The organism is Nocardioides sp. (genome assembly GCF_035481145.1).
Taxonomy (GTDB): domain Bacteria; phylum Actinomycetota; class Actinomycetes; order Propionibacteriales; family Nocardioidaceae; genus Nocardioides.
On sequence record NZ_DATIHB010000099.1, the window covers coordinates 1 to 10,352 of the forward strand.

Here is a 10,352-nt window from a genome sequence, read left to right on the forward strand (position 1 = left end):
CGCCTACCACCCGCGGGCCGAGGAGCAGCAGGCCGTGGCCGACCTCCTCCTGCGTCTCCTGCGCTGAGGTCGACCCAACCGAACGCGAGCGCGCTGCGTCTGGACAGGTGACAATCACCCGCAGGAGGACGCATGCCGGCACCACCCACCGACGACGAGTACGCCGCCTTCGTGCACGCGGCCTGGCCGCGCCTGTACCGGACGGCGTACCTCCTGCTCGGGGACCACGGTCTCGCCGAGGACCTCGTCCAGACCGCCCTCGCCAAGACCTACGCCTCGTGGCGCAACGTCCGCAGCCTCGACGCGGCCGGCGGCTATGCCCGGACCGTGCTCCTCAACACGGCAACGTCGTGGTTCCGCCGCCCGTCGTGGCGGCGCGAGCTGGCCAGCGAGGAGCTGCCCGCCTCGTCGTACGACGCGGACCTCGCCGACCGCCCGGCCGTGCTCGACGCCCTGCGCACCCTCGCACCTCGCCAGCGTGCCGTGATCGTGCTGCGGTTCTACGAGGACCTCTCCGTCGCCGACACGGCAACCACGCTCGGGTGCTCCACGGGCACCGTCAAGAGCCAGACCTCCGACGCCCTGGCCCGCCTGCGGGCCGTACTGGGTGACTCCGCGATCCCGATGGGAGCGACCCATGACTGACCAGCACCTCTCCGACCTCCTGCACGCCGACGCCGACCGCATCGCCGTTCCTCCCGCGCCTGCCGCCGCCGTCCTGGCCGAAGGGCGACGCCTCCGCCGTCGATCCCACGTGGCCCGGGGCGGCGCGGTCGCCGCGGGGGCCACGGGCATGGCGGCCGTCGCCGCGCTCGCACTCGTCCTCGCCCGGCCGACTCCGACGTCGACGCCGGCCGAGCTCGCCCCGGCGGTCACGCCGGACCCTGCCGGATGGGCGGTCGCACAGGGGTCGACCGTCCACCTCGGCAGCGGCAAGACCGTCGAGGTGCCGGGCAAGGTGAAGGCGATGTACTACACCTCCGCCGGCGTCATGGTGCGCACCGGCCGGACGCCGTACACCGAGGGCGACAGCACCTCGAACTACTTCGTGCTCTCCGGCGACGGCACGGTGCGGGACTTCTCGCTCAGCCTCGGCGACAAGAAGCCCGGCAGCGACCCGTCGCTCCCCTACCTGGCCTACTCCGTGAAGGGTGGTCCCCAGGACTGGGAGCTCGTCCTCCGCGACGTGCGGACGGGCGAGGTCGCCACGCGCGTGCCGTACGACGGCGCCTTCACCTGGGGCGGCTGGAACGCGCCTCCGACCGCCCTCTCCGGCGACTTCGCGTACGTCGGCGTGGACGACGCCACGCTGCGGATCAACTGGCGCACGGGCGACGTCGAGAAGGCCAAGGGCCTCTCCGCGGGGCGGATGCCGACCGTCATGGGCGGCAACGAGCTCGTCGAGGATCACGATGATCGCCCCGACGGCGTGATGCTCAACCCGGACGATCCGGTGCAGCTGACCCACCAGGTGCTCGACGCCGAGTCGGGCCAGGCGCTGCGCTCCGTCGAGGTCACCGGCACGGTGATGAGCACCCCCGTGCCGCAGCTCTCCGCCGACGGACGCCATGTGCTGCTGAAGCCGTGGCTGATGTGCGAGGAGGACGGCGACTGCACCTACGAGACGCCCACCGCCGAGGTGGTCTCGGTGACGACCGGTGACCGGCGGACGTTCACCATCGGTGCTGGCACGTTCGGCTGGAGCCCTGACGGACGGCTGTTGCTGGTCCAGGAGAGCGAGGTCCGCTCCTGCGACGCCGACACCGGCGAGTGCGTGGCGACGCCGGTCACCCTCGAGGGCGCCGGCCCGGTCCGGGTCAGCGGCAACGACAACGAGTCCTGAGCCCGGGCAGCGTGAGGACTTTTCGCCCCATGCCGGCGAGAAGTCTTCACGCTGTTGGCGCGGTCACGCCTCGCGGGCCGCGGGGCCGCCCGCGAGGAGAGCCACGAACGCCTCCTCATCGAGGATCGTGAGCCCCAGCTCCTCGGCCTTGGCTGCCTTGGAGCCGGCGTTCTCCCCGACGACGACGTAGTCGGTCTTCTTCGACACCGAACCGGCCGCCTTGCCGCCGCGGGCGATGATCGCCTCCTTCACGGAGTCGCGGGTGAATCCCTCAAGACCGCCCGTGACCACGACGGTCAGCCCTTCCAGGGTCCGCGGAGTCGACTCGTCACGCTCGTCCTCCATGCGGACGCCGGCAGCCGCCCACTTCTCCACGATCTCGACGTGCCAGTCGACACCGAACCACTCGGTGACTGCCTCGCCGATGACTCCACCCACACCCTCCGTGTCGGCGAGCTCCTCCGGCGTGGCGTGGCGGATCGCGTCCATCGAGCCGAAGCGGGTCGCGAGCGCCCGCGAGGCGCTGGGCCCGCAGTGGCGGATCGAGAGGCCGACCAGGACCCGCCAGAGCGCGGTGTCCTTGCGCTCCTCGAGGTTCTTCAGGAGCTTGAGGGCGTTGGCGGTGAGGACGCGCTCCCCCGCACCCTCGGCGACCTCGGCCTTCTTCGCCGCCCGCGTGAAGAGCGGCACCCGCAGGAGCGACTCCTCCGTCAGCGAGAAGACGTCGCCCTCGTTGGCAACCACGCCCGCCTGGTGCAGCGCGACCGCGGCCTCCCAGCCGAGCCCCTCGATGTCGAAGGCGCCGCGACCGGCGACGTGGTTGATCCGCTCGACGACCTGGGCCCGGCAGTCGCGGTGGTTGGGACAGCGCCGGTCCTTGTCGCCTGCCTTCTGCTCCACCAGCCCGGTGCCACAGGCGGGGCAGGTCGTCGGCGGGACCCACGCGGGCAGGCCCTCCGGCCGCAGCGCGAGCACCGGTCCGAGGATCTCCGGGATGACGTCTCCGGCCTTGCGCAGGATGACGGTGTCGCCCGGCCGGACGTCCTTGCGCGCCACCTCGTAGAAGTTGTGGAGCGTCGCCATCTCGACGGTCGAGCCGGCCACCTTCGTCGGCTCCATGCGCCCGAACGGCGTCACACGGCCGGTGCGACCGGTGTTGACCAGGACGTCGATCAGCTTCGCGTGGACCTCTTCAGGGGGGTACTTGAACGCGATCGCCCACCGGGGCGCGCGCGACGTCGAGCCGAGGCGGCGCTGCAGCGCAACGTCGTCGACCTTCACCACGACGCCGTCGATCTCGTGGTCGAGGATCGAGGCATCGTGCCGGTGCTCGCCGTAGAAGTCGATGAACGCCTGCACCTCGGCCAGGTCAGGGACGACCTTCACGGTCGGCGCGACCGGCAGCCCCCAGGCGGCCAGGGCGGCGTACGCCTGCGACTGGGTGGTCGCGTCGAAGCCCTCGCGCTCGCCGATGCCGTGGCAGACCATCGTGAGCCTGCGTGAGGCGGTCACGCTCGGGTCCTTCTGCCGCAGCGAGCCGGCGGCGGTGTTGCGCGCGTTGGCGTACAACGGCTTGCCGGCCGCGGCTTGCTGCTCGTTGATCTCCTCGAACGTCTTCGCCGTCATGTAGACCTCACCGCGGACCTCGACCAGCGCTGGCACAGGGAACTCCGGGGTCCCCTTGAGCCGGTGGGGCACCGAGGCGATCGTGCGCACGTTGGGCGTGACGTCCTCGCCCGTCGTGCCGTCGCCGCGGGTGAGCGCGCGCTCGAGAACGCCGTCACGGAAGAGCAGGTTGATCGCCAGGCCGTCGACCTTCAGCTCACAGAGCAGCTCCGGACGGGTGCCGCTGTCGCGGACGACCCGGTCGAACCAGGCAGCGAGCTCGTCAGCCGAGAAGGCGTTGTCGAGCGACTCCATCCGCCGGAGGTGGTCGTACGACGCGAAGTCGGTGTAGGCCTGCCCCATCACGCGCTGGGTCGGGCTGTCCGCAGTGATCAGCTCGGGGAACTGCTCCTCGAGCTCGCGCAGCTGCCCCAGCAGCGCGTCGTACGCCGCGTCGGAGAGGGGCGAGGTGCCGTCGCGGTAGTAGGCGTCGGAGGCCGCCTCGATCTGCTCGCTGAGCTCGCGGTGGCGGGCGGAGGCGGCGTCGGCCGCGTCCACCGGCTGGGCGCCGTCGTGATCCTCTCGAAGGGTCATGGGGACATCTTGCCGTGCAGCACTGACACCTGCCGTCCCCGCCACGACGGTGGGCTACCCATCCGGATCGGGTACCGGCGACGAACCCGTGGCAGCCCCGAGAGAGGACCTCCGTGCCCGACCCGCTGTTGACCCGCCTGTCCCCCGCCACCACACCGCGCGCCGTCGCCTTGGTCCTGCACGGCGGGGCGGTCCGCTCGCACCGGCCCGTCGACGGTCGCAGTGCTTCGTGGCAGCGAGCCCGGGTCCTGCAGCGCGCCATGGCTCCGCGCCTCCACGCCGAGGGGGTTGCCGTGTGGCTGCTCCGCTTCCGGGTGCGCGGCTGGAACGACCCGGCGTCGCCGTCACCGGTGGCCGATGCGCGGTGGGCGCTCGACCGGGTCCGCGAGGAGGTCGACGTACCGGTGGCCCTCGTCGGCCATTCGATGGGAGCGCGGACGGCCGTGCGCGTCAGTGACTCACCGGCTGTCCGCGGAGTCGTCGGCCTGGCCCCGTGGCTGCCGGACGGCGAACCGGTCCGCCAGCTGGCCGGCCGCCGCCTCGTGCTCGGCCACGGCCGGGGCGACCGGATCACCTCCTTCGCCCTGAGTCGCGCTTACGCCGAACGGGCGCGCGCCGTGGCCCGCTCGGCGGCCTTCCGCGACATGGGCGACGTCGGCCACTACCTGCTCCGTGACAGCGGGCGGTGGAACGCCTTCACCGTCGACTCGGTGCTCGAGGTCCTCGAGCTCTGAGAAGACTCTCGAGACAGAAGACTCTCGAGACGGACGGGGCCCCGGCCGAGGCGACGCGGGCCTCGACCGGGGCCGGGTGGACAGGTGCGTGGGGTGCTGTGATCAGGACGCCTGGCTGGCGTCGTGCTGCTCCTTGGTCTCGAGCTCGGCCTTGTCCCGGCTGTGGCCGACCTGGGTGCCGCCGGTGCTGACCTGGACCTTGCGCGGCTTCGCCTTCTCGGCGACCGGCACGGCCAGCCGCAGCACGCCCGCGTCGTACGACGCGTCGATCCGGTCGAGATCGAGGTTCTCCCCGAGCACGAGCTGGCGGCTGAAGAGGCCACGCGGCCGCTCCGATGCGAGCGGCTCCCAGTCGCCACTGCGACTGGGCCGCTCGGCGCGGATGGTCAGCACGTTGCGCTCGACGTCGATGTCGAGCGTGTCCGGGGCGATGCCGGGCAGGTCGAACTCCAGGACGAAGCGGTCGCCTTCGCGCCAGGCGTCCATCGGCATGATCGTCGGGCGGGACGTGGTCCCGGAGCCCATGATCTGCTGGGCGAGCCGGTCGAAGTCCCGGAAGGGGTCGGTCCGAAGCAACATGTGGTTCACCTCCGATGTCGAGTTGTGAGGGCGGGTCTCGTCACCGCCCACCTATGGAAATAGCGCGGCTGACCAGTGCTTTCAAGAGTCCCTGCCCGGGAAACTCTCAGGAGCGGCGGCACCCGGGGACGGACCCGCTTCCCCACGTTTCGCCATGCGACTTGCGCAGGGATGAAACGATGTCGTACCGTTTGACGAAACGAAACGGTTTCGTTCCATGCAGACGGAGAAGTCCATGATGATGTCCTCGCTCCCACTCCCCGGCCACGGCAGCCGGCCGCGCGTCGAGGGTGATCGCGAGCGGGAGATCCTGGAGGCGGCCCTCGCGGTGCTCTCCGAGGTCGGCTACGACCGGCTCACGATGGACGCGGTGGCGAAGCGGGCCAAGGCCTCCAAGGCCACGCTCTACCGCCGCTGGGAGGCGAAGGTCTCCCTCGTCATCGACGCGCTCCTGCTGCAGAAGCCGGCGCCGGCCACCCCCGACACCGGCAACTTCCGCGACGACCTGATCGCGGCGTACTGCGGACCTGAGGGGATGATCCAGCCGCAGGCACTCGCGATCTTCTCCAGCGTGCTCACCGCGATCCAGCGCGATCCGGAGTTCGCAGCCGAGTTCCGCACCAAGGTGATCGGTCCCAAGGTCGCGGTCTCGCACGAGATCTACGAGCGGGCGCAGGCCCGTGGCGAGATCCGTGCCGACCTCGAGGTGGACCTCTTCGCCCCCGCGCTCGCCGGCATCTGCCTGCACCGCGCCTTCATGCTCGGCGAGATCCCGGACGCCGCGCTCGTCACCCGGATCGTCGACCAGCTGATCGTCCCTGCGGCGACCAACCCCGTCGCCTGAACCACCTCCGACCCACCCCCTTCGAAGGAAGACCCATGTCCGAACAGACCCTCGACCTGCCCGAGGAGCGCCAGACCACCGGCGTCCACCTCGGCTGGGCGCTCGTCCTGATCTGCGTCGCGCAGCTCATGGTCGTGCTCGACGCCACCATCGCCAACATCGCGCTGCCGTTCATCGGCGCCGACCTGAACATCTCGCAGGCCAACCTGACCTGGATCGTCACCGGCTACGCCCTCGCCTTCGGCGGCCTGCTTCTTCTCGGCGGTCGCCTCGGTGACCTCTTCGGTCGCCGGCTGATCTTCTCGGTCGGCCTGGTCGTCTTCGCCGTCGCGTCCCTGCTCGGTGGACTCGCCACCAACGAGGGCCTCCTGCTCGGCGCCCGCGGCCTGCAGGGCCTCGGCGCGGCGCTCGCCTCCCCCGCCGCCCTCGCGCTGATCACGACCACCTTCCCGGCCGGCCCGCAGCGCAACCGGGCGATGGCGATGTACGCCACCATGTCCGGCGTCGGCGCTGCGATCGGCCTGATCCTCGGTGGCTGGCTGACCGACCTCGACACCTTCCTGGGCCTGGACGTCGACGGCTGGCGCCTGACCTTCCTCATCAACGTCCCGATCGGCATCGTGGCGGCCGTCCTCGCGCTCCGCCTCCTCCCCGAGTCGAAGTCGGGCGACGGCACCCTCGACTTCCCCGGCGCCATCACCGGAACCCTCGGTCTGCTCGGCATCGTCTTCGGCCTCTCCCGGGCCGGTGAGCGCGCGTACGGCTGGGAGCACTGGCAGACGATCTCCTCCCTCGTTGCCGGCGTGGTGCTGCTGGCGGCGTTCGTCCTCATCGAGACGCGCACCCGCCACCCGCTGCTGCCGCTCCGCATCCTCACCAACCGCACCCGCGCGGTGAGCTTCGGCGCGATGATGATCGCCCCTGCCGCGATGTTCGCGATGTTCTTCTTCCTGTCGCAGTTCGTCCAGGGCATCAAGGGGTACGACGCGCTCGAGGCGGGCTTCGCCTTCCTCCCGTTCTCGTTCGGCATCGTCTTCGGCGCCGGTCTCGCCTCCAACCTGGTCAGCCGGGTCGACCCGCGCTTCCTCGCCGGCACCGGCACGCTGCTGGCCTCGCTCTCGCTCTTCATGTTCAGCCGGATCTCGGTCGACGACTCCGTCCCGGCCGTCCTCGGTGCCCTCGCCAAGGGCGAGACCGTCGGCGCCGACCTGAACTACTGGACCGCGATCTTCCCGTGGATCGTCGTCATGGCCGCCGGCATGGGCATGGTCTTCGTCCCGATGACGCTGACCGCCGTCCACCACGTCGCGGAGGCGGATTCGGGCATCGGCTCGGGCGTCCTCAACACGATGCAGCAGGTCGGCGGCGCGCTCGGCCTGGCGATCCTCAGCACCGTGGGCCTGCACCACTTCAACGACACCGCCGACACCATCGCTGGACCGCTCGCCCAGGGCATGGTCGCCAACGGGATCGACCCGAACGCCGTGGACCCGGGCAGCAACATGACGTTCCTCGAGGGCGCGATCTGGCAGGGCTCGTTCACCGACTCGGCCACCGCTGGCTTCTTCGTCGGCACGTTCATGATGCTCACCGCGTCGCTGCTGATCTGGACCCTGCTCAACGTCAAGCACAAGGAGCTCGCGACCGACGGTCCGGGCGCGGTCCACGTCGGCTGAGCCGCAACCACCCATGCCGTGGAGCGGCACCCGGGCGGGCGTTCGGTGACTCACGTCACGGAACGCCCGCTCCGTCGTTTAACTGACGAACAGTCACTTCCCGGGGAGCCCACCATGCGCCGTCTCGTCATCCTGCTGACCAGCCTCGTCGCCCTGATCGGCAGCGGCGCCCTCGCCGCTCCCGCCCAGGCCGCCACCCTGCCGGTGACCTACAACTTCCTCGCAGGCGCAGCACTCCAGGGCCTCAACCCGAGCCCCCACGCCCCCGGCACCAACATCTGGACCTGCAAGCCGTCGGCCGCGCACCCACGGCCGGTGATCCTCGTGCACGGCACCACCGGCGCGCAGGACACCAACTGGCCGACGTTCGGGCCGCTGCTGAAGAACAACGGCTACTGCGTCTTCGCGCTCACCTACGGTGGCACTGCGCCGATCGGCGGTCTCGGCCGGATGCAGGACAGTGCGCAGCAGCTCGCCGCCTTCGTCACGCGTGTACGCCGCGCCACGGGCGCCGCCGAGGTCGACCTGCTCGGCCACTCCCAGGGCACCCTCATGCCGAACTACTACGTGAAGTTCCTGGGCGGCGCGCGCTACGTGAAGCGCTACATCTCGCTCGCCCCGCTGTGGCACGGCACGCGCGCGAGCGTGCCGTTCGAGGAGCTCCGCAAGGTCTTCGGCGTCCCGGAGGACAAGGCACCCCTCTGCGCCGCGTGCACGCAGTTCACGACCGGCTCGCCGTTCATGACCCGCCTGCGCAGCGGAGGCGTCGTGGTGCCCGGCGTCGCGTACACCAACATCGTGACCCGCAACGACCAGCTGGTAGCGCCGTACACGAGCGGAATCCAGACCGGGATGCGCAACTACGTCCTGCAGAACGTCTGCGCAAGCGACCAGAGCGAGCACTTCGAGATCGCGTCCTCGCCCACGGTCGCCCGCCTCGTGCTCAACACCCTGGACCCCGCCCACGCGAAGCCGGTCGTGTGCCGCACCGTCCTGCCGTACGTCGGCCCGATCATCTGACCGCCGAGCGGCCCCTTCGGAGAAGGTGAAGAGACGACCAACTCTGGAAACCGGGCGTGTCCAGGCATGTACACCGCAGGACACCGTGCCTAGTCTCGACGGCACGCGCGACGACCGGTTCGCGCACGGAGAGGAGCTCAACCATGGCCGCAGACTGGGCAGCCGACGTCCGCAAGTACGTCGCGAACCCCGACGAGGACGCCATCGCCGGCCTGCTGAAGAGCTACCGCCTCGTGATGAGCAGCGCCGACTCGCGCTACGTCGCCCTCTCCGATGCCGACGAGCGCGACACGGTGAAGAAGAACTTCCTCACCAAGAAGCTCGGCCTGGCCGACGCGGACGGCTCGTTCGACGCCGCCCTGGACGAGGTCGCCGCCGCCATGAAGGCCGACCGGACCAAGAGCCGCATCACGGTCTACTACCTGCTCGCCGAGGCGTTCGGGAAGCTCGACGCCGTCAAGTGACGTCCAGCTGAGCCGATGACGCGCGGCCGCTCCCTCCCGGGGTGGCCGCGCGTCGTCGTCCTCAGAGCTCGAGCGCGTCGCCGGCGTCCACGGCGCCCTGCGTCGTGGTGAGCGCGAACGCCGGATCCGTCACGATCGCGGCCAGCTCGTCGAGGTCGACGAAGAGCTCGTCGTCACGCGGGTCCCCCTGGAAGCCACCCTCGAAGCCGACCGACCGCAGCTCGTCGTCGTCCACGACGAAAACAGTGACGTAGCCCGGGGCGTCCTCACCTGCCTCCTGCCAGCTGATCCGCGCGTCTCCGAGGTCCTCGCAGGTGCGCTCGTCGCACGGGTCGAATCCGCCGGCCGGTTGCACCCGGACGCTGAGGCTCCAGTCGGGCTCGCTCCGCCAGCGGAGCTGGCCGCCGATGTAGGGACTGGTCGTCCCGACGTCGTCGATCACCGCGTCGCGCGTGTAGAGCTCGATGCCGTCGGGGTCCGGAGTGAGGTGGCTCAGGGCCACCGCGACCAGCGCCTCGGGCGTCGCCGTCGCCGGGGTGGCGTCGTCGCCGATGGCGCCGGCTCCCGACTGGCCGGCTCCCGACTGACCACACCCGGCAAGGAGCACGAGCGGGGCGACGGCGAGCGCAAGGCGGGCAGAGGGATGGCGCATGCAGGCACGCTACGCCGGCAAGCGCCGGGTCTGGTGCACGTGCCACGCAACCATTGCGGGCTGGACGCACCCAAGGCTCTGCCGGTCCCCGGCGGGCCCCTGGGCGCTCAGCGCAGGTGCTGCGACGCCGCCTGCACCAGCTCCAGCGCTCGGCGCGCCCAGGCGGGCGACGCACCGGCGAGGCCGCAGCCGGGGGTCAGCACGAGGCCGGGGACTGGCTCGAGTCCGAGCATGTCGAGGAACCGCAGCACCTTCTCGGCGACCTGCTTGTCGGTCGGCGCCGTCTCCGGATCGAGCGTCAGCAGCACGCCGAGCAACACCCGCTCCCCCGCCTCCAGCGC

Annotated in this window: 10 protein-coding genes and 1 pseudogene; 7 read left to right on the forward strand and 4 right to left on the reverse strand. The window is 70.9% G+C overall.

The genetic code is table 11. The features are described 5' to 3' along the window. Positions 1-132: 132 nt before the first annotated feature. The gene (locus tag VLF38_RS08850) at positions 133-645 is read left to right on the forward strand and encodes a SigE family RNA polymerase sigma factor (protein ID WP_325270902.1); all 513 of its coding nucleotides are present in this window, start codon (positions 133-135) and stop codon (positions 643-645) included. After that, positions 638-1,843, forward strand: a complete 1,206-nt coding sequence (locus tag VLF38_RS08855; RefSeq protein WP_325270903.1) for a hypothetical protein — start codon at positions 638-640, stop codon at positions 1,841-1,843. Before VLF38_RS08850 ends, VLF38_RS08855 begins: the two co-directional genes overlap by 8 nt. A gap of 63 nt (positions 1,844-1,906) precedes the next feature. Here VLF38_RS08855 and ligA read toward each other — a convergent pair whose 3' ends face one another. Further along, positions 1,907-4,042 (reverse strand): NAD-dependent DNA ligase LigA, encoded by a 2,136-nt coding sequence (gene ligA / locus VLF38_RS08860; protein ID WP_325270904.1) that lies wholly within the window; start codon positions 4,040-4,042, stop codon positions 1,907-1,909. Positions 4,043-4,155: 113 nt separating this feature from the next. On the opposite strand from ligA, the gene VLF38_RS08865 reads away from it, so the two are divergent. Continuing rightward, positions 4,156-4,776 (forward strand): alpha/beta hydrolase, encoded by a 621-nt coding sequence (locus VLF38_RS08865; RefSeq protein ID WP_325270905.1) that lies wholly within the window; start codon positions 4,156-4,158, stop codon positions 4,774-4,776. Between the two features lie 102 nt (positions 4,777-4,878). Here VLF38_RS08865 and VLF38_RS08870 read toward each other — a convergent pair whose 3' ends face one another. After that, positions 4,879-5,355 carry an HSP20 family small heat-shock protein gene (locus tag VLF38_RS08870; protein WP_325270906.1) on the reverse strand — a complete coding sequence of 159 codons (477 nt, stop codon included), beginning with the start codon at positions 5,353-5,355 and terminating at the stop codon, positions 4,879-4,881. 217 nt (positions 5,356-5,572) lie between these two features. Between VLF38_RS08870 and VLF38_RS08875 the strand changes: the two genes are divergently transcribed. From VLF38_RS08875 to VLF38_RS08890, 4 genes are all read left to right on the forward strand, one after another. Next, on the forward strand, positions 5,573-6,199 hold the full coding sequence (locus VLF38_RS08875; RefSeq protein ID WP_325270907.1) for a TetR/AcrR family transcriptional regulator: 627 nt from the start codon (positions 5,573-5,575) through the stop codon (positions 6,197-6,199). Between the two features lie 35 nt (positions 6,200-6,234). Then, entirely contained in the window at positions 6,235-7,875 is a 1,641-nt protein-coding gene (locus VLF38_RS08880) for an MFS transporter (protein WP_325270908.1), read from the forward strand. A 114-nt stretch (positions 7,876-7,989) separates the two neighbouring features. After that, entirely contained in the window at positions 7,990-8,895 is a 906-nt protein-coding gene (locus tag VLF38_RS08885; RefSeq protein ID WP_325270909.1) for an esterase/lipase family protein, read from the forward strand. 143 nt (positions 8,896-9,038) lie between these two features. Next, the gene (locus VLF38_RS08890) at positions 9,039-9,359 is read left to right on the forward strand and encodes a DUF2853 family protein (RefSeq protein WP_325270910.1); all 321 of its coding nucleotides are present in this window, start codon (positions 9,039-9,041) and stop codon (positions 9,357-9,359) included. A gap of 61 nt (positions 9,360-9,420) precedes the next feature. On the opposite strand, the gene VLF38_RS08895 is transcribed toward VLF38_RS08890, so the two are convergent. Both VLF38_RS08895 and VLF38_RS08900 read right to left on the reverse strand, forming a co-directional pair. Further along, positions 9,421-10,011 carry a hypothetical protein gene (locus tag VLF38_RS08895; protein ID WP_325270911.1) on the reverse strand — a complete coding sequence of 197 codons (591 nt, stop codon included), beginning with the start codon at positions 10,009-10,011 and terminating at the stop codon, positions 9,421-9,423. Between the two features lie 107 nt (positions 10,012-10,118). Continuing rightward, a pseudogene (locus VLF38_RS08900) lies at positions 10,119-10,352 on the reverse strand (methionine synthase); the annotation flags it as partial.